This is a genomic window from Aggregicoccus sp. 17bor-14 (assembly GCF_009659535.1).
Classification (GTDB): domain Bacteria; phylum Myxococcota; class Myxococcia; order Myxococcales; family Myxococcaceae; genus Aggregicoccus.
In genome coordinates this window covers 286,900-305,812 of record NZ_VJZZ01000006.1, presented here as the reverse complement: position 1 = coordinate 305,812, position 18,913 = coordinate 286,900, and the positions used below count along the sequence as shown (strand labels likewise).

At 73.1% G+C, this 18,913-nt stretch carries 16 protein-coding genes; 9 read left to right on the top strand and 7 right to left on the bottom strand.

Annotation, left to right across the window (positions count from 1 at the left end):
• Nucleotides 1-12: 12 nt before the first annotated feature.
• From FGE12_RS14000 to FGE12_RS13990, 3 genes are all read right to left on the bottom strand, one after another.
• Nucleotides 13-1,539 (bottom strand): hypothetical protein, encoded by a 1,527-nt coding sequence (locus FGE12_RS14000; RefSeq protein ID WP_153866960.1) that lies wholly within the window; start codon nt 1,537-1,539, stop codon nt 13-15.
• 92 nt (nt 1,540-1,631) lie between these two features.
• Nucleotides 1,632-2,828: a VWA domain-containing protein gene (locus tag FGE12_RS13995; protein WP_194797868.1), complete on the bottom strand. Its 1,197-nt coding sequence runs from the start codon at nt 2,826-2,828 to the stop codon at nt 1,632-1,634.
• Between the two features lie 16 nt (nt 2,829-2,844).
• A complete protein-coding gene (locus FGE12_RS13990; protein ID WP_153866958.1) occupies nt 2,845-3,687 on the bottom strand; it encodes a MoxR family ATPase in 843 nt (280 codons plus the stop codon).
• Between the two features lie 353 nt (nt 3,688-4,040).
• Here FGE12_RS13990 and FGE12_RS13985 point away from each other — a divergent pair, with 353 nt between their 5' ends.
• The 3 genes from FGE12_RS13985 (at nt 4,041) to FGE12_RS30020 (ending at nt 7,134) form a co-directional block, all read left to right on the top strand.
• Entirely contained in the window at nt 4,041-4,721 is a 681-nt protein-coding gene (locus tag FGE12_RS13985; protein ID WP_153866957.1) for an OmpA family protein, read from the top strand.
• A gap of 131 nt (nt 4,722-4,852) precedes the next feature.
• Nucleotides 4,853-6,559, top strand: coding sequence for an amidohydrolase (locus tag FGE12_RS13980; RefSeq protein WP_194797867.1), 1,707 nt, complete (start codon nt 4,853-4,855; stop codon nt 6,557-6,559).
• Nucleotides 6,556-7,134 carry a GNAT family N-acetyltransferase gene (locus tag FGE12_RS30020; protein WP_194797866.1) on the top strand — a complete coding sequence of 193 codons (579 nt, stop codon included), beginning with the start codon at nt 6,556-6,558 and terminating at the stop codon, nt 7,132-7,134. The genes FGE12_RS13980 and FGE12_RS30020 overlap by 4 nt, the downstream gene beginning before the upstream one ends.
• Before the next feature lie 48 nt (nt 7,135-7,182).
• Here the strand turns inward: FGE12_RS30020 and FGE12_RS13975 are convergent, their stop codons facing one another.
• Nucleotides 7,183-7,947, bottom strand: coding sequence for an SDR family NAD(P)-dependent oxidoreductase (locus FGE12_RS13975; protein WP_153866956.1), 765 nt, complete (start codon nt 7,945-7,947; stop codon nt 7,183-7,185).
• A 127-nt stretch (nt 7,948-8,074) separates the two neighbouring features.
• Between FGE12_RS13975 and FGE12_RS13970 the strand changes: the two genes are divergently transcribed.
• A complete protein-coding gene (locus FGE12_RS13970; protein WP_153866955.1) occupies nt 8,075-8,974 on the top strand; it encodes a LysR family transcriptional regulator in 900 nt (299 codons plus the stop codon).
• On the opposite strand, the gene FGE12_RS13965 is transcribed toward FGE12_RS13970, so the two are convergent.
• Nucleotides 8,931-9,494 (bottom strand): GNAT family N-acetyltransferase, encoded by a 564-nt coding sequence (locus FGE12_RS13965; RefSeq protein WP_153866954.1) that lies wholly within the window; start codon nt 9,492-9,494, stop codon nt 8,931-8,933. The genes FGE12_RS13970 and FGE12_RS13965 overlap by 44 nt on opposite strands.
• A 3-nt stretch (nt 9,495-9,497) precedes the next feature.
• Nucleotides 9,498-10,022 carry a GNAT family N-acetyltransferase gene (locus FGE12_RS13960; RefSeq protein WP_153866953.1) on the bottom strand — a complete coding sequence of 175 codons (525 nt, stop codon included), beginning with the start codon at nt 10,020-10,022 and terminating at the stop codon, nt 9,498-9,500.
• A gap of 109 nt (nt 10,023-10,131) precedes the next feature.
• Between FGE12_RS13960 and FGE12_RS13955 the strand changes: the two genes are divergently transcribed.
• Both FGE12_RS13955 and FGE12_RS13950 read left to right on the top strand, forming a co-directional pair.
• The gene (locus tag FGE12_RS13955) at nt 10,132-11,292 is read left to right on the top strand and encodes a hypothetical protein (RefSeq protein ID WP_153866952.1); all 1,161 of its coding nucleotides are present in this window, start codon (nt 10,132-10,134) and stop codon (nt 11,290-11,292) included.
• A 144-nt stretch (nt 11,293-11,436) separates the two neighbouring features.
• On the top strand, nt 11,437-12,561 hold the full coding sequence (locus tag FGE12_RS13950; RefSeq protein ID WP_153866951.1) for an alpha/beta hydrolase: 1,125 nt from the start codon (nt 11,437-11,439) through the stop codon (nt 12,559-12,561).
• Between the two features lie 37 nt (nt 12,562-12,598).
• On the opposite strand, the gene FGE12_RS13945 is transcribed toward FGE12_RS13950, so the two are convergent.
• Nucleotides 12,599-14,896, bottom strand: a complete 2,298-nt coding sequence (locus tag FGE12_RS13945; protein ID WP_194797865.1) for an immune inhibitor A domain-containing protein — start codon at nt 14,894-14,896, stop codon at nt 12,599-12,601.
• Nucleotides 14,897-15,232: 336 nt separating this feature from the next.
• Between FGE12_RS13945 and FGE12_RS13940 the strand changes: the two genes are divergently transcribed.
• The 3 genes from FGE12_RS13940 to FGE12_RS13930 all read left to right on the top strand — a co-directional run bounded on the left by FGE12_RS13940 (nt 15,233) and on the right by FGE12_RS13930 (nt 18,859).
• The gene (locus FGE12_RS13940; RefSeq protein WP_153866950.1) at nt 15,233-16,183 is read left to right on the top strand and encodes an endonuclease/exonuclease/phosphatase family protein; all 951 of its coding nucleotides are present in this window, start codon (nt 15,233-15,235) and stop codon (nt 16,181-16,183) included.
• Complete coding sequence (locus tag FGE12_RS13935; RefSeq protein ID WP_153866949.1) at nt 16,183-16,401, top strand: hypothetical protein; 219 nt, start codon at nt 16,183-16,185, stop codon at nt 16,399-16,401. Before FGE12_RS13940 ends, FGE12_RS13935 begins: the two co-directional genes overlap by 1 nt.
• Before the next feature lie 106 nt (nt 16,402-16,507).
• Nucleotides 16,508-18,859, top strand: coding sequence for a PAS domain S-box protein (locus FGE12_RS13930; RefSeq protein WP_153866948.1), 2,352 nt, complete (start codon nt 16,508-16,510; stop codon nt 18,857-18,859).
• Nucleotides 18,860-18,913: the final 54 nt, after the last annotated feature.

Below are 18,913 nucleotides of genomic sequence, written 5' to 3'. Positions count from 1 at the left end.
GGCTCCTCGGACCTAGGCCTGCCAGGACGGGCGGCGGGTGAAGCCGAGCAGCGCCGCGAGCGGCAGCACCGAGCGCGGCAGCCACGGCAGCCGCCACATGCCGCCGTGGTTCGCCCCCCGCATCAGCAGCTCGAGCGGGTGCTGCAGCGCCACGTCCGGGTGCGCGGCGGAGCGCGGGTTGCGCAGGTCGTGCACCCAGAGCGCCGCCATCAGCGCGTTGGTCGTCTCGGGGTGGAACACCTCCACGCCGAAGGTGCCCGCGCCGCGGAAGGCCGCCGCGAGGAGCGGGTTCTTCGTCACCGAGTGCGTGGCGCTCGAGGGCGCGACGTTGATGGACACCGTGCGCCCCTCACTGCGCGCCACCACCGCGCGCCACTGCTGCAGCCGCTTCGCCAGCGCGTAGCTCGGCCCCTGCTCGAGCACGAGGCAGTCCACCGTGCCGTACTCCGTGCCCGTGCTGCTGCGCACGAGCCTGCCTGCATTGGGCTGGAAGAGCCGGCCCGCGCTCGCCAGGCGCGCACCGGCCTGTGCGAGGCGCGCGGGCGCCGAGCGCTCGGCGAAGGCCGCTTGCACGCTGCGCGCGACGTCGCCGGGCACCGCGAAGAGGTCCGTGGGCGTGGCCATGAAGGCCAGGCTGGTGCCGGGGCGCGCGCGGGCGAGCGCGACGCCGATGGCGTCCATCGCCACCGCGACGCGCGCGTGCTTCTCCCCGTCCAGGTACGCGAGCGCGGCCACGTCCAGGTCCACCCCGAGCGAGCCGAGCCACGCGGCGAGCTCGGGCGTCTGGGTGAGCAGGTCCGCGCCGGCGAGCGGCGCCCACGCGGAGGCATCGGCGGCCGCGGGCGCGGAGGCGGCGAGCGGCGCGAGGAGCCGGCCGTTGCCCTCGAGCGCGTCCTGCACGAGGCGCTCCCAGGTCCGGGGGCGCTGCAGGTCCACCGCCACCACGTTCGCGCGCCAGCGCATCAGCCAGCGGAAGGGGCCCGCCTCGGCCGCCGCGCCCAGCAGCGCGAAGGTTCGGTCCGAGAGATCCAACCACTCCGGGTGCCCCTGCACCTGGCGCAGCGCCTCGGCGTGGCTGGGCTCGAGCACGCCCCGGCGCTCCCAGGCGTCCAGCTGCTGCAGCAGCACCGCGCCCTCCAGCCTCTGGCCCCGGTAGGGCACCCACCAGCGCGGCGGTGCCGAGCGCTCGCGCCCCTCCAGCGTCACCGTGCGCAGGGCGCCCGGGGTGGGCGCGGCCATCGCGTCTGCGAGCGGGCGGGCGTTCCCATCGCGCACGAACTCGAAGCTGCGCCAGGCGGCGTCCAGGCCGGCCTTCGCCGTGGCGAGGGCGGCCTCGGGCTTCTCGAGCGAGAGCTCCGTGAGGGCGCGCAGGTGGCGCGGGTACTGCTGGCGCCACTGCGCCTCGTCGCGCAGCGCCTGGGCGGCCTCGGGGCTCGCGGCTTCGAGCGCAGTGGCGAAGATCGATTTCGACGTTGCGGTCGTGCTGCGGCGGCCCTCTGTGTCCGCGGGAAACTGGATGCCGGTGGTCTCTGCGCTCATGGCGCCAGAGGTTGCACGGCAAGGGCCACTGGGCAAGGGGTTACTTGCCCTCTTCCAGGGGGAGAGGGGACGTTGACGCAATCGGGTTGCAGTTATCTCTGCTTGACCGTGCGGCCTCGCGTGAGGTGGGAGACCGCCTCGCCGAGGCCCTCCGCGGTGAGCGGGAACATGGAGAAGACCTGGCGGACGGCCTGGATGGTCGGGTGGTGCCAGCCGCGCGGGGGCTCCGGGTTGAGCCACGCGCTGCGCTCGAAGTGGCCCGCGAGCTGCCCGAGCCAGCCCACGCCCTCGAGCCCCTCGCTGCGGTCGTAGTGCCCCTGCGCGGTGGTGGTCATGTACAGCTCGTAGGGCGCCATCAGCGCGTCCCCCACGAGGATGAGCTTGTGGTGGCGCCCCACGTCCGCGATCAACTGCGGCACGGTGGTGCCGCCGGTGAGGTGCGGCGTCTCGTAGAGCCGGCCGTACACGCAGTTGTGGAAGTAGTAGGTGCGCAGCTCCTTGAAGTGGGTCGCCGCCTTGGCCACGCTGAACAGCCGCCCCACCAGGCTCGCGTAGGGGTCCATGCTGCCGCCCACGTCCATCAGGAGCACCACGCGCGTGTTGGGCCGGCGCGGCGGGCGCGTCACCACCTCCAGCTCGCCCGCGTTCTTCGCGGTGGCCGCGATGCTCCCCTCCACGTCCAGCTCGTCCGGCTGGCCCTCGCGGGCAAACGCGCGCAGCTTGCGCAGCGCCACCGCGAGCTGGCGCGTGTCCAGCACCAGGTCGTCGCGGTACGCGGCGTAGCGCCGCTCCCCGGCCTGCCGCAGCGCGCTCCGGTGCTCGCCCTTCTCCCCGCCCACCCGGAAGCCCTCGCGCGCGTGGCCGCCGTGGCCGAAGGGGCTCGCGCCGCCGGTGCCGATCCACCGCGTGCCACCGTCGTGGCGCTCGGTCTGCTCGCGCAAGCGCTCCTCAAACATCCGCTCCAGCGTCTCCGCGTCGAGGTGCTCGAGCAGCGCGCGCTCCTCCTCGCTCAGGTCGCGCCGCGCCTTGGCCTCCTTCAGCCAGTCGAGCAGCTCGCGGGTGAGCTGCAGGCCCGCGCCCTCGGCGCCCTGGAAGTGGGCGAGGAAGGCCGCGTCGAAGAGGTCCAGCTGGGCCTCCGAGTGCACGAGGAGCGCGCGCGCCACGTGGTAGAAGCCCTCGAGGCTGCTGTCGTGCAGGCCCGCCTGCAGCGCGCCGGCGAGCGCGAGCGCCTCCTGGGCGCCCACGCTCACGCCCGCGGTCCGCAGCCGGTAGAGGAAGGGCAGGAACACGGGTGCGCGCTCCCCCTCAGGCCCGGTTGCGCCGGCCGCCGCGGAAGGCCTCGCCCACAGCGATGAGGTCCTGCTCCTTCTTGAGCAGCGCTCCCAGGAAGGGGAGGTTCTCCTCCAGCTGCAGGCTCTTCACGCCGCTCGCGCGCAGCACGGCGATCCAGTCGATGAGCTCGCTGGTGCTGGGGCGCTTGCGCAGCCGGGTGAAGCCGCGCAGCTCGTAGAAGACCTCCAGCGCCTGCTTCGCGAGCGCCTCGTCCAGGTCCGGGTGGTGCACGCCCACGATGCGGCGCATGAGGTGCACGTCCGGGAAGTCGATGAAGTGGAAGACGCAGCGGCGCAGGAAGGCGTCCGGCAGCTCCTTCTCGTTGTTGCTGGTGATGATGACGACCGGGCGCTCGTGCGCCACCACCTCCTCGTCCGTCTCGGTGATGCGGAAGCGCATCCGGTCCAGCTCGTGGAGCAGGTCGTTGGGGAACTCGAGGTCCGCCTTGTCCACCTCGTCGATGAGCAGCACCACGCGCTCCTTCGAGGCGAAGGCCTCCCCGAGCGGGCCGTACTTGATGTAGCGGCGGATGTCGCGCACGTCCCCGTCGCCGAAGCGCGAGTCGTAGAGGCGCTGCACGGTGTCGTAGACGTAGAGGCCGTCCTGCGCGCGCGTGGTGCTCTTCACGTGCCAGGTGAGCAGCCGCGCGCCGAGGCTCCTGGCCACGGCCTCCGCGAGCTGCGTCTTGCCCGTGCCCGGCTCCCCCTTCACCAGCAGGGGCCGCTGCAGCACGAGCGCGCAGTTGACGGCCGCCTGCAGGCCCTCACTGCTCAGGTAGGTGTCGGTTCCACGGAAGCGGGCGGGAAGGGAGCTCATGGCGGTGTCCGGCTGCTTTAACACCGCCCCGCCGCGCCGCAGCAGAGGCATCTCCCCTCGTGCGCACCATGTCGGATGACGTCCGACATCCAGGCGCGGTGTCGGACGCCGGACGGGGGCTCCCCCGGGCGCCTGCCCTGCACGAGTTCTGGCCCCAGCGCGCCCCGGGCCGGGTAACGTGCTGCGGCAACTTCGGAGCGGCGCTCCCCTCCGGCCCGGTCCCCCGTGGGGCGGCCAGCAGGCAGGGGAGCTCGAGAAAGCATCCGGACGCATTGAATGCGGCGCCGCTCCGGGGCTTCTAAGCGGCACGACCAACTCAGGTGACGACGCCTGAACCCATTGGAGGAAGTTCGATGAAGGTTCTCAAGACGAAGTCGGTGGTGGCCTCGGCCCTGGTTCTCTCGATGATGGGCGCCGGCTGTGCGACGCCGGGCAAGCGCACCGCGGTGGGCGCGGGTGCGGGCGCCATCGTGGGCGCGGGCGCCGGTGCGCTGATCGGCAAGGGCTGGGGCGGCGCCGCGATCGGCGCGGCCGCGGGCGCGGTCGCCGGCGGCGCAGTGGGCAACTACCTGGACAAGCAGGCCCAGGAGCTGGAGAAGGCCAACCTCCCGGTGGAGCGCACCCAGGACGGCGCCATCGTGGTGAAGATGCCGGGCGACCTGCTCTTCGCGACCAACAGCGCCACGCTCAGCCCGCAGGCGATGCAGAGCGTGAACGAGCTCGCGGACGTGCTCGTGAAGTACCCGGAGGACCGCATCCAGGTCGCCGGCCACACCGACAGCACCGGCTCGGACGAGTACAACAAGCAGCTCTCGCTCAAGCGCGCGGACGCGGTGGCCCAGGTGCTGCTGAGCCGCGGCGTGAAGAGCGAGCAGATTGCGACCGCCGGCGCCGGCGAGCTGCAGCCCGTGGCGGACAACGCCACCGCCGAGGGCCGCGCGAAGAACCGCCGCGTGCAGCTGCACATCGACGTGCCGCAGGCGAACCAGCAGAAGGTGGAGCAGAAGGCCGAGGCCGCGAAGCAGCGCAGCTAGTTCCTCTGCATTAGCGAAGTTCCAGGGGGCGCGGGGCCGCGAGGCGCCGCGCCCCCTGCTGCTTTCGGGGTTCCCTTGCACCGCGCGGCTGCGCGAGAGTCCCCCTCCCCTTCACGTCCGGGAGCCCCTGAATGCGCCCCTCCGTCCGCCTCACCCTGCTGCCGCTGCTGCTCGCGCTCGGCGCCTGTGCGCGCCATGCGGCAGCGCCCTCCCCTCAGGCTGCGGCCGCGGCCCCGGCCGAGGCCACGGGCCCCGTGACGGTGTACGTCGCCGCGCGCGTGCGCACGCTGGACCCCGCGCACCCGCTCGCCGCGGCGCTCGCGGTGCGCGGCGAGAAGCTGCTCGCGGTGGGCTCGCGCGCAGACGTGCTGAAGGCCGCGGGCGAGGGCGCGCGCGTGGTGGACCTGGGCCCGGCCACGCTGGTGCCCGGCCTCACGGACGCGCACGGCCACCTGAGCGCGCTGGGCGGGAGCCTGGTGGGCGTGCAGCTGGAGGGCACGGCCTCGCTCGAGGAGGCGCTCGCGCGCATCTTCGACGCGCCTGCGAGCGCCTCGCAGGGCGAGTGGCGGGTGGGCCGCGGCTGGGACCAGAACGACTGGCCCACGCGCGCCTTCCCCGGCCGCGCGGAGCTGGACGCGCGCCTGCCGCACACGCCGGTGGCCATGGGCCGCATCGACGGGCACGCGCTGTGGGTGAACGGCGAGGCGCTGCGGCGCGCCGGCATCACCCGCGACACGAAGGACCCCGAGGGTGGCCGCATCCTGCGCGGCCCGGACGGCGAGCCCACCGGCGTGCTCGTGGACAACGCCATGGGCCTCGTCTACCGCGCGATTCCCGAGCCCACCGACGCGCAGCGCGAGGCGCGCATGCTCGCCGCCCTGCAGCACTGCGCCGAGGCGGGCCTCACCGGCGTGCACGACGCGGGGATGAGCCTCGCGGACTACCGGGTGCTGCAGCGGCTGGATGCGGCCGGCAAGCTCCCCTTGCGCGTGTACGTGATGGCGGACGGGCGCGGGCAGGACAAGGACGCCTTCCTGCAGCTGGGCCCGCAGCAGGGGCACCTGCTCACGATGCGCGCGGTGAAGTTCACGATGGACGGCGCGCTGGGCAGCCGCGGCGCCGCCCTGCACGAGCCCTACAGCGATGCGCCCGGCGAGCGCGGCCTGCTGGTCATCTCCCCCGAGGAGTACGACAAGCGCGCCCGCGCCTTCATGGCCCGCGGCTTCCAGGTGGCCACGCACGCCATCGGCGACCGCGCGAACACCCTCGTGCTCGACGTGCTCACCCGCGCCGCGGACGACACCCACACCCGCAACCTGCGCCACCGCGTGGAGCACGCGCAGATCATGCGGCTCGAGGACATCGACCGGCTGGGGAGGGACGGCTTCATCGCGAGCGTGCAGCCCACGCACGCGACGAGCGACATGCCTTGGGCCGAGGACCGCGTGGGCCACGCGCGGCTCGCCGGCGCCTACGCGTGGCAGCGCCTCAAGGCGGCCGGTGCGCCGCTCGCGCTGGGCAGCGACTTCCCCGTGGAGCGCCCGGACGTCATCCCCGGCCTGTACGCCGCGCGCACGCGGCAGGATGCGCAGGGCAACCCCAAGGGCGGCTGGCTCCCCGAGCAGCGGCTCACGGGAGAGGAGGCGCTCGCGGGCTTCACCACGGGCGCGGCCTACGCCTCGTTCGCGGAGGACAAGCGCGGGCGGCTCGAGCCCGGGATGGATGCGGACTTCGTCGCGCTCTCGGTGGACCCGGTGGATGCGCCCGCGCAGCAGCTCGTGGGCGCGAGCGTGCGGCTCGTCGCCACGGCAGGCCGCGAGGTGTACCGCGCGCCGTGAGCCCTACCCGCCGCGTCATCCTCCCCGCCCCTGAGCGCCTCAGCGCGCGCCTGCGCCTGCGCGCGACGCAGCTGGAGGACGCCGAGGCGCTCGCGGACATCTTCGCGAGCGCCGAGGCGCTGAAGCACGGCGGGCGCGCGCCGGTCTCGAGCGTGCCGCAGGTGCGCGCGAAGCTCGCGAGCGACATGGAGGAGGCCCGGCGCGGCGAGTGCGTGCTGTGGAGCGTGACGGAGCGCGGGGCAGACCGGGCGCTCGGCTACGTGGGGCTGCACCACTGGCGTCAGGACGCGCGCGGCGCCGAGGTGGGCTATGCGCTGGTGCCCGACGCCTGGGGCCGCGGCTACATGCGCGAGCTGATGCCGCTGCTCGTGCGCTTCGGCTTCGAGGAGATGGGGCTGCATCGCCTGGAGGCGCAGCTGGACCCGGGCAACACGGCCTCGGTGCGCCTGGTGGAGCGCGCGGGCTTCCGGCTCGAGGGCGTGCTGCGCGACAAGGAGGTGGGCCCGGATGGACGCTTCCTCGACCTCGCGGTGTATGCGCTGCTCGAGGCGCAGTGGCGTCAGGGCACGACGTAGCTCACGAGGAGGAGCGCAACCCGTGCCATGGCTGCGCCCCCTGTGCGCTCAGAGGAACATGCCGCCGGAGGCCTCGATGCGCTGCGCGTTGACCCAGCGGTTGGCCGGCGAGAGCAGCGAGGCGACGACGCCGCCGATGTCGTCCGGGACGCCTGCGCGCCCGAGCGCCGTGTTCGCGGCCACGAACTGGTTCATCTGCGCGTTGTCGCGCACGCGCCCGCCGCCGAAGTCCGTCTCGATGGCGCCCGGCGCGAGCACGTTCACCGCGATGCCGCGCGCCCCCAGCTCCTTCGCCTGGTAGCGCGTGAGCACCTCGATGGCGCCCTTCATCGCCGCGTAGGCCGAGGCGCCGGGAATCGCGAAGCGCGTGAGGCCCGTGGAGATGTTGAGGATGCGCCCGCCGTCCTGGATGAGCGGCAAGAGCGCCTGGGTGAGAAAGAAGGGGCCCTTGAAGTGCACGTTCATCAGCTCGTCGAACTGGGCCTCGGTGACATCGGTGTAGGGCGTGTGCGCGCCGATGCCCGCGTTGTTCACGAGGTAGTCGAAGCGCTCGCGCCCCCAGACCTCCTTCAGCGCGCTGCGCACCGCCTGCACGAAGGCGGGGAACTGGGAGACGTTGCCCACGTCCAGCGGGAGCGCGACGGCGCGACGGCCGAGCTTTTGGATCTCCGCGACCACGGCGTCCGCCTCCGCCTTGCGCGAGCGGTAGGTGAGCAGGACGTCCGTGCCCGCCTCGGCGAGCTTCAGCGCGGCGTTGCGGCCGAGGCCGCGGCTGCCGCCGGTGATGAGGGCAATGGGAGCAGTGGGGGTCATGGCGTTCTCCATTCGGGGTGCTGCGAGGATGGGAGAAGGCTATTGGTCGAGCATCGACCGATAAACTGGAGCGTTCTGGCTGCTCTGTTCATAAAATCTGAACAATCGCCCTCCCCAGGAGCCCCGCATGAACCTCATCGAGTCGATGGAGATCTTCGTCCGGGTGGCGGAGCTGGCCAGCTTCACCCGGGCGGCGGAGGCGCTGAGCCTCCCCAAGGCGAGCATCTCCACGGCCGTGCAGCAGCTGGAGGGCTCGCTCGGCACGCGGCTGCTGCACCGCACCACGCGCCGCGTGGAGCTCACCCAGGACGGGCGCGCCTTCTACGAGCGCTGCAAGGACCTGCTCGCGGACGTGGACGAGCTGCAGGGCATGTTCCAGGGCGGCGGCAAGCGCCTGCGCGGGCGGCTGCGCGTGGACATGCCGGGAAGGCTCGCGCTCAAGACCATCATCCCGCGGCTGCCCGCGTGGCTGGAGCAGCACCCCGAGCTGGAGCTGGAGCTGAGCCTCACCGACCGGCGCGTGGACCCGGTGCGCGAGGGCTTCGACTGCGTGCTGCGCATCGGCACGCTGGAGGACTCGAGCCTCGTGGCGCGGCCGCTGGGTGCGCTGCGCATCGGCAACTACGCGAGCCCGCGCTACCTGGAGAAGTACGGCGTGCCGCGCGCGGTGGAGGACCTCGAGAAGCACTTGCTCGTGCACTACGTGGCCACGCTGGGCACGCGGCCCGCGGGCTTCGAGTACCTCGACGGCGACACCTACCGCACCGTGCCCATGCGCGGCGTGGTCACCGTGAACAACACGGATGCGTACCAGGCGATGTGCCTCGCGGGCCTCGGCCTCATCCAGGCGCCCGTGCACGGGGTGGGAGACGCGGTCTCCTCGGGCGCGCTCGTGGAGGTGCTGCCCCAGCTCGTCGCCGAGCCCATGCCGGTGTCGCTCGTCTACCCGCACCGGCGCAACCTGCCGCACCGGGTGAAGGCCTTCATGGCCTTCGTCGAGGAGTCACTGCGCCCCGTCCTCGATTGAGGCCACGTTCACTGCGCCAGTCCTCGCGCGTGATGGCGAAGCGCAGGTGGTCTCGCCAGCGTCCGCCGATCTTCAGGTAACGCGGGCTGAAGCCCTCCTCGCGAAAGCCTCCTGCGCGCAGGAGCGCCACCGAGCGCTCATTGCCCGGCTGCACGTTCGCCTCCACGCGGTGCAGGCGCAGCGGGCCGAAGGCCTGGGCGAGCACCAACTCGAGCCCCTCGCGCATGTACCCCTGCCCCGCGTACGGCGCGCCGGCCCAGTAGCCGAGGTACGCGTTGCAAAAGCCGCCGTAGAAGAGCTGCGAGAGGTTGAAGACTCCGACGATGGCGCCGTCCTCGCGCCGGCACGCAAGGCGCGACACGTAGTCGTCGCGCTGCGTTCGCTCGAGCCACGCCGCGAAGCTCTTCGCATCCGCGGGCGGGTACACCCAGGGGCGGTGCAGCTGCCTGCTCGCGCGCACGAGCTGGAGCAGCTCCGCGCGGTCACCTGCCTCGGGCGCGCGCAAGAGCACCCGCGCCATGGCCTAGCCCTGGATGGGCAGCACGTAGGCCTCGAGCGACACCGTGGGGTACGTGAGGTCTCCCTCCGGCGCGCGCACGAAGCCGCGCTTCATGTACAGGCGCGCCACGCCCTCCACGCCCTTGCGCACGTGCAGGCACACCGCCTTCACACCCCACGCCTTCGCCTGCGCGAGCGCGGCATCGAGCAGCGGCTGCGCAAGCCCCTGCCCGTGCAGCTCGGGCGCGGTGCCCAGGTGGCGCAGGTCCGCCGCATCCGGCAGCCACGCCTCGGTTCCGGGAGCGCCGGGCGGAAACAGCGCCACCGTGCCCACCACCTTGCCGTCCAGCTCCGCGGCCCACACGCTCGCCACCTTGCGCTTCTCGGCGACCGCGCGCAGGTCCCGCTTGCGCTCCTCGGTGTAGACCACCTCGGGCAGCTTCTTCGCGTACTGGCTGATGTACGCGGCGACGAGCAGCTCGCCGATGGCCGCGTCGTCCTCGGAGCGCGCCTCGCGCACCCGCACCCGCTCCTTCGCACTGGGACTCATAGCCGCGAGCCTCTACCACGCACCTGTCCGGCGCTGGAAACACCTACATCGCCCTCGCTGGGCGCGGAGCTGTCCCGTGCAGACCCTGCCTGCCCGGGAGGGGTGAGGGATGCGCAAGGGCGTGTGGGCGGTGCTGGTGGGCGCGTGGCTGTGCGGCGCCTGCGGCGAGGGGGACGGCAGCGGCGAGGGCGCGGTGCCGGTGGACAGCGCAGGCCCCTGGAGCCAGGAGGCGGTGCTCAGCTACTCGAAGCAGTTCTCCGTGGGCACGCCGCAGTCGGTGGGCCTGGACGAGGGCGGCAACCTCTGGCTCCTGGACGGCGCGCGCATCGGCGTGCTGCGCCCCGGGGACGCGCAGCCCACCTGGACCTCCGGCGTGGGCCAGGCGGCGAAGGGCTTTCGCTCGAGCGTGGTGTGCGGCGGCAGCTCGGGGCGCGCCTACGTAGGCTACCTCGCCGCGGACCTCGCGCAGCCGCGGCGCGACGACCTCAACGACCCCGTCTTCCTCGAGGGCGACCTGGACGCCGTGCGCCTGCAGCCGGACGGCCACGTCGCGCTCGAGCAGCACCTGAACATCCGCAACACGAACGACCCGCACTACGACGAGGACCGCTCGGTGCTCACCTGCGTGCGCGTCACGCGCGGCCCCTTCCGCGGCGAGCTCTACCTGGGCACGAACCACGGCGTCACCCGCGTGCGCGGGCTCGAGTACAACGCGCACCGCCACCCGGTCTTCAAGAGCGCGAGCGGCTCGCTGCGCATCGGGTACATGTACGCGGTGGGCCTCGCGCAGGACGGCGACGTGCTGGTGGGCAACGAGTGGAAGATCGGCATCGTCACCCCGCCCGCCGCACTCGCGGACTGGGACGACCTGGTGAAGGTGCCCTGGAAGCTGGACACCTACGTGGAGGCGCTGGGCAGCCAGGAGGACATGGACCTCTGGCGCGGCTTCGCGCAGACGAAGGACGGCGCCTACTGGCTGGGCAGCGCGCAGTACGGGGTGTGGCAGCTCACGCCCTCGCCGCGCGCCTACCGGCGGCTCGAGGGCCTGCCCTCCCAGCGCATCCGCGCGCTCGCCGCCACCCCGGACGGCGCGCTGCTGGTGGGCACGGAGGACCGCGGCCTGTGGCGCCGCGCGCCGGACGGCACGCTCGCGCGGGTACAGGGCGTGGCGGGCGAGCGGGTGTTACAGCTCGTGGTGGACGACGGGCTCAAGCCCGCCATGGTGCTCGCACTCACCGAGCAGGGACTCACGGTGCTGCGGGTGAAATAGCAGTCGACCTGGCGAGCCCCTGCTCCCAGCCAGGTGGGCACAGGGGCAAGACCGTACTGGCGGTCGGGGCTGCCCCGATGTCCGACGCGCCGCATCCTTCTGTACAGAAGTGCAGGAGGGAATGGCGGGCGAAAGGGTCGCGGGATGCTGCTGGAGCAAGGCGAGGCGGTCACATTCCAGCCAGCGGTGGAGCCCTCGTGGGGCCCGCGGCGGCTGCGGGCCCTGCTCGGACGGGGGCTGGGCTCCGCGTTCGACGCCGCCGCCATCCGGGCCATCGCCGCGATGATGGACCGCTCGCCCCTGGGTGACTTCGAGATCTCCCGCGCCCGCGTGGAGGCGCTGGTGGAGGCGTACGGGCAGGCGGAGCTCCTGAGCGAGCCCGAGCGCTTCTTCCGCCCCGCCTCCCTGCCGGACGCGCGCGAGACCTGGACGCCGGGGCCGCTGCTGCCCACGGTGGAGCTGCGCTTCCGCTCCGCGTACCGCCCCTTCCTGCCCGAGTACGAGCCGGAGCTGGGGCGCTACCCGGACAACCTCACGGTGCACGCGCGCTGGTACCGCAGCCCCAGCCCCCGCTCCACGCTGGTGTGCATCCACGGCTTCGGCGGTGGCCTCTTCCGGCTGGAAGAGGAGGTCTTCGGCGTGGCGCGCTGGCTGCGCGCCGGCATGGACGTGGTGCTGCTGCAGCTGCCCTTCCACGGCCGGCGCCGCCCGCGCAACGTGTCCGTGGCGGCGGCGCTCTTCCCCAGCCCCCACGTGGTGCGCACCAACGAGACCTTCGGCCAGGCAGTGCACGACGTGCATGCGCTGATGCTGTGGCTGCGCGCGCGCGGCGCCGCGCCTGCGGGACTCTTCGGCCACAGCCTCGGCGGCTACACGGCGGCGCTGCTGGGCACGCTCCAGCCCGCGCCCGCCTTCGTCGCGGCGCTCAGCCCCGCCTCCTGCCTCACGGACGTGATGTGGATGCACGGCGCGCACTCCGGGCTGCACGGGCGCGCGCAGGAGGCCGGCATCACGCGCGAGCTGATGGAGGCGGTGTTCCGCGTGCACTCGCCGCTCGCCCGCCCCGTGCTCGTGCCGCGCGAGCGGCGCTTCCTCATCGCCGGCAAGGCGGACCTGCTCATCCCCAGCCACCACGCGCGCGCTCTCTGGAGCCACTGGGAGCACCCCGCGCTGCACTGGTTCGACGGCGGGCACGTGGCGCAGCTGGGACGGGCGGAGGCCTTCCTCGCGCTGCGCAACTGGCTCGCCGAGCACGGGCTCGCGCGCTAGCCCCACGCGCGCGAGCCCGGCCCTTCAGGCGCAGCGACTACGAGGCGGGGCGCACCCGCACCTGCATGAAGCTGCCCTGCGCGCTGGTGTTGATCACCTCGATGACGGTGCCCGTCCTGGGCACCTTCGTCCCGGCGTAGGGCGCGCTGGGGAACCAGTAGTCCTGGCGGTCATCGAAGGTGGGCACCGCGGGCAGCGACGGGAAGTCGCTGCGGCCCACGCCGTTGGTGTTGAGGCTGATGGGGTCCGTGGCCTCGAGGCCGAAGGGCGCGTCGTAGTTCTGCACGCGCCCGCTCCAGGGCACCCCGTTCGCGCGCAAGAGCGGCTGCGGGTGCGCGTCCACGGGCAGGATGCGGCCCTGGCCCGGGTGCGAGCTCACGTTGTTGTTCGACTGCGAGAGGTCCCAGTACGAGATGAGCAGGCCGTCCTGGTACGGGTAGTGCTCCACGTAGTTGGGCAGCCCCGCCGCGCTGAAGCCGAAGTTGTAGGGACCCGTCTGCAGGCTCGCGTCGTAGTCGCGGTACTGGCGGAACTCGGCGAAGTAGTAGTGGGCGGTGGTGGGCGTGAAGGTGCTGCCGGCCTGGCCGAAGCCCGCGAGCGTCCAGCCGTTGGGGCTCGTCTCCGCGCCGTCGCTGAAGACGGTGGCGCCGTCCGCCACCACCGCGAGCGCGTCCACCTGGAAGCCGTTCTGCACCGCCGCGCCGTCCGTCCAGTAGCGCAGCCGCAGCTGCACCGTGCGGCCCGCGTACGGGGTGAGGTCGAAGGTCGCCGGCACCCAGCCCGGAGAGGTGCCGGTGATGCCGTTGCCGAAGTTCTGCGCGTTGGGGTTGGTGTTGCGGGTGATGGAGCTCGGCAGGTTCGCGAAGGTGGCGCCGCCGTCCGTGGAGACGCTCACGTAGGCGTAGTCCCAGTCCTCCTCGATGTCGTACGCGGTCATCAGCTGCAGCTGGATGCTCGCGGCCGCGGGCAGCGCGAGCGTGCGCGTCATGCGCGAGTCCACGTTGTTGCCGCGGCCGCCGAACCAGCTGTAGCTGCCGGCGAAGGCGGGCGTGGTGGGGATGGGGGTGCCCGCCTTGGGCGGCAGGGTGACCACCACCGCCTGCGCCTTCTTCGTGTTGGCCTCGGCGGGGCCCAGCTTGTGGGTGCTGCGCACGCCGGCCTCGGCGGTCTCGTAGTTCAGCCAGCCGAGCTGGAACTTGTCCCACGCGAAGAGGTCGCCGGGGCGCGAGCCGATGTCCACGGTGCCGTCGCCGAGGTAGCTGCCTGCGGACATGAGGGTCCAGAAGCCGGTGCCGTTGTCGGCCGCGTTGCTGGTGTCGTACTGGTCCGGGATGCCGAGGTCGTGCGTGTACTCGTGCGCGAACACGCCGAGGCCGCCGTTCTCCGGCTGGATGGTGTAGTCGCGCACCCACATGTTCAGCCCGCCGAAGCGCGCGCCGGTGCGGGGGTTGTACGCGGGACCGGCGCCGTCGCCGATGTTGCCCACGCTCCAGCGGTGGCTCCAGATGGCGTTGGTGCCCTGCGCGCCGCCGCCGGTCTCCTCGCCCACGCCGGCGTGGACGATCTGGAAGTGGTCGATGTAGCCGTCCGGCTCGTCGAAGTTGCCGTCGTGGTCGTAGTCGTTGCGGTCCCATTGATCGAAGGTCGCGAGGTACGCGCTCACCTCCGCGGGCGTCTTGCCCGAGGCCAGCTGGTCCGCCGTCCACCGGTCGATGGCGTCATTCACCAGGAGCCAGACGGTGCTGCACACGGTGGAGCCGCAGCGGTTGTTGCCGTAGCGCGCCTCGTTGTACGGCACCTTCACCCACTCGGTGACCTGGCCGTTGATGGTGTAGCGCCCGCTCGACTGCGAGCGGAAGAAGTTCACCATCGAGTCCGCGCCCGGAGCGCTCGAGAAGTAGAGGTCGCGGTAGTGCGCGCTGCTGTAGTCCGCCTGCCAGATGGTGGAGTTGTCCGTCTGCCGGTTCGGCTGCGCGATGCTGTTGTGCAGCGGGCCGGGGCTGCCGCCGTAGGTGGGGTGGATCTGGTCGCCGAACTCCGCGAGGATGACGAAGACGCGGTCGTTGCGCTCGAGCGAGAGCTCCACGAACTGGCCCTTGGCCACCTCGTGCACGCGGCCCTGCGCGCGGCCCGCGAGCTTCTCCTTCAGCGCCTGCTCGCGCAGCAGCGCCCGGCGCGTGCTGTCCGCATCCGGGATGAAGTCGCTGTGATCCCCGAGCCGCGCCTCCGAGGCCACGCCCTCCACCCCCTCCTCGACCTCCGGTGCACTCGCCGCCCAGACGGGTGCCGCCGCACACACCAGCATGGTGAGCGCCCACTTCAGGTGCCTTCTCATCTCTTGCCCCCTGCCCTACGCGCGCCGGCGCCCCCGGCATGGAGGCCCACCGGCCGCGCGTGCGTGCGCAAGCCTGCGTGAACGTGGGGCCAGGGCTCACCTCTACCTGCGCTGTGGGACAAGGGCGGATGTCCTGCGGCGATCAGCCCGGGGCGCGGCGCCGTTCGCAGGGTAACGGGCCGCGGCCGGAGGCAGGGCGGGCAGCGGAGCGCCGCCGGGCGAACAGCGGCGCGCCGCGGGCGGCCTCCGGAGCCCGGCCGGGGTGTATAGCTTGGCGCTCGCCTCCGGGCGCCCGCTCTGGGGCGCCCCTGCCCGCTCAGCCCGCTCCGGCTCCTCATGGCCCCCGCTCCCCTGCGCCTCGTCAGCTACAACGTCCGCTACTTCGGCCACGCGCTGCGGGGGCTCGCGAGCACCGTGGGGCCCAAGCGCCGGGTGGCGCGCGCGCTCGCGTCCCTCGACCCGCTGCCGGACATCGTGTGCTTCCAGGAGGTGGAGACGAGCAGCTTCCGCTCCTCCATCGCGCACCGGCGCGCGCACCCCGGCGAGACGCAGCTGGAGGCCTTCATGGGGCGCATGGAGGAGACCTTCGCGCGCGAGGCGCGCGCCATGCCCTACGAGGCGTTCTACTTCCGCGCCCACGCCTACAAGCTGGGGGAGTTCTCGCTCTACACCACGGGGCTCGCCATCCTCGTCAACACGCGCACGCTGCGCGTGGACTCGCACAACATGGCGGCGCCCACGCACATCACGCACCACCACGTGCAGAGCCTCAAGGACCGCAAGCAGAGCCGCATCTGCGCGCACATCCGGCTCACCCGCGTGGACACGGGCACGCCCCTGCACGTGTTCAACACGCACCTGAGCCTGCCCACCCCCTTCGCGCGCGAGTTCTGGGCCACGAAGGACAAGATGGGCTGCGGCATCAACCAGCTGCACGAGGCGCGCAGCCTCGCCACCTTCGTGCGCAGCCACGCGGGCGACGAGCCCTTCGTCATCTGCGGGGACTTCAACTCGCCGCCCGCCTCGCCCGTGTTCCGCTACCTCTGCGAGGAGGCGGGGATGAGCTGCGCCCAGCAGGCGGTGGGGCAGATCGACCCGCGCGCGAGCCGCGGCTTTCCCACCGCGGGCTTCATGCACCTGCGCATGCACCTGGACCACGTGTTCGGCAGCCGCGGCGTGCGCTGGCTGGACATGCAGGACACCCGCCCCTTCGGCGACCTGCAGAGCCCCTTCCACGGCCTGTCGGACCACATGCCACTCGTGGCGCGCTTCGCGCTCGAGGCCTGATGGCGCGCGTGCGGCCGGGCACCACCTACCGCTGCCGCAGCTGCACGCAGCTGCTGCCCTTCGATGCGCACACCCGCGTACCCGAGGCGTGCCTGCGCCGCTGCCGCTCGAAGTGTGACTGGCAGGAGGTGGGACCCACCGACCCGGCGGTGCGCGCGCGCGCCGAGCGCGACGGGCCGCCGGGGCCGGACGGCTTGCCTTCCGGGGCCGGTGGGTAGCGCCGGACCCGGGCTCGCGGAGGCCTGCGCCTTGCGGGCATGATGCGGGCCCTGGGGAGCGCGCGGGGTCCAGCACCGTGTGCCACGCTCCCGGGGGGACGTGGACGTGACGAAGCCCGAGCTGGACGCCGCGAGCCTGCAGCTGCTCGAGGAGCTGGAGGCGGACAACCCGGAGTACGCCGTGCTGCTCGCGCCCGTGTACGCGCAGGGCGGCATCGTCGACTTCGAGGTGCGCTACGCGAACCCCGCCACCGTCTCGCTCTACCCCGGCGCGCCCGCGGCGCTCGTGGGCCGGCGGCTGCTGGAGCTGGACCCGGGGCTGCGCGAGCGCGGCACCTTCGATACGTACGTGCGCGTGCTGCAGACGGGGCGAGCGCAGCAGGACCACGCGCGCTACAGCGGCCCCCAGGGCGAGCTCACCTACCGCTCGAAGCTCATTCCGCTGCGCGGCCTGCTGCTCGCGCGCTTTCGCGACGTCACCCGCGAGCTGCAGGCGGAGGCGGAGCTGCGCGCCTCGCGCGACGAGCTGCAGGAGGTGCTCGAGAACACCACGGACGCCTTCTACGCGCTGGACCGGCAGTGGCGCTTCACCGCGGTGAACCGCCACGCCGAGCGCTTCCTCGGGATGAGCCGCGACCAGATGCTGGGGCGGCGCATGGACGAGTGCCTGCCGGCCGCGAGCCCGGAGATCCTCTGGCACATGCGCCGCGCGCAGGCGGACGGCGTGCCGCTCAGCTGCGAGGCCTACTCGCCCCTGATGCACACCTGGGTGGAGGTGCACGTGTACCCGGGCCCGCGCGGCCTGAGCGTGTACTTCCGCGACATCGGCGCCCGGCGCCAGGTGGCGCTCGCGCTGGAGGAGAGCGAGGCGCGCCACCGCGCGCTCACCACCGCGACCTTCGACGCGCTCGTGCTGCACGCGGAGGGGCTCATCGTGGAGGCGAACCACAACGCCGCCCAGCTCCTCGGGGTGCAGGCGCCCGAGGAGCTGGTGGGCCAGCCGGTGGAGCGCTTCATCGCGCCCGAGGCGCTGGGGCCCTTGCGCGAGCGGCTGCGCGCGCGCAGCGAGGCGCGCCACGAGCTCACCGTGCTGCGCGCAGACGGCGCCCGCGTGGAGGTGGAGGCGGCGACGAAGCAGTTCCCCTACCGCGGCCGCCCGGTGATGAGCGCGGCGCTGCGCGACGTGACCGAGCGGCGCCAGCTGGAGGCGGCGCGCCAGCGGCTGCTCGAGCAGGAGCAGAGCGCGCGGCGCGAGGCCGAGGCGCTCGCCCAGGCGCGCACCCGCGAGCTGCTCAGCGCGCAGGAGAAGCTGGTGCAGAGCGAGAAGCTCGCGGCCGCCGGCCAGCTCGCCGCCGGCGTGGGGCACGAGATCAACAACCCGCTCGCCTTCGTGATGGGCAACCTGGACTTCGCGCTCTCGGCGCTGCAGGGCAGCCCGGCGCCGGCCACGTCGTCTCCAGCGAGCCTGACCGAAGTACACCAGGCGCTGAGCGAGGCGCGCGAGGGCGCGGACCGCATCCGGCGCATCGTGGCGGACCTCAAGCTGTTCAGCCGCGCGGACGAGAGCGCCCTGGTGCCGGTGGACCTGCACGCCGCGCTCGAGTTCAGCCTCTCCATGGCCATGCCCCAGCTGCGCCACCGCGCCCTGGTGGAGCGCAGCTACGGCGAGCCGCCGCGGGTGTGCGCGAACGAGGGGCGCCTCAGCCAGGTGTTCCTCAACCTCCTCGTGAACGCCGCGCACGCGCTGCCCGAGGGCAGTGCGAGCGAGCACCGGGTGCGCATCCTCACCCGGCGCGAGGGCGGCAGCGCGGTGGTGGAGATCTCGGACACGGGCTGCGGGATGAGCCCCGAGGTGCTCGAGCGCGCCTTCGAGCCCTTCTTCACCACCAAGGCGGTGGGCGCGGGCACGGGGCTGGGGCTCTCCATCTGCCACGGCATCGTGCGTGGGCTGGGCGGCACCCTGAGCGCCACGAGCACGAAGGGCCAGGGCGCCACCTTCCGCGTGGTGCTGCCCGCCTGGGAGGGCGCGGCCGCGGGGGAGCCCGCGCGCGCGCCGGCCCGCGCCACCGCCCCTTCCGCGCGCCGCCGCGTCCTGGTGGTGGACGACGAGCCGGGCATCGCCCACCTCCTGCAGCGCATCATCGGGCGCGAGCACGAGGTGGTGGTGGCCCACAGCGGCCGCAGCGCGCTGGAGCTGCTCGCGCGGGACCCCGGCTTCGACCGCATCTTCTGCGACCTGATGATGCCGGACGGCACCGGCATGGACGTGCACGCCCAGCTCGCCGAGCGCCAGCCGGAGCTGCTCGGGCGCGTGGTGTTCATGACCGGCGGCGACTTCACCGCGCGCTCGCGCGCCTTCCTCCAGCAGCCGGCGCTCGTGCGCATCGAGAAGCCCTTCCAGCCGGAGCTGGTGCGCCAGCTGGTGCACCAGGCCGCGCCGCGTGGCGGAGAGGCCTGAGGCAGTGACGCAGTGACGCGACTTCCGGACGTGCAGCGCCGTGCCTAGCTTGCA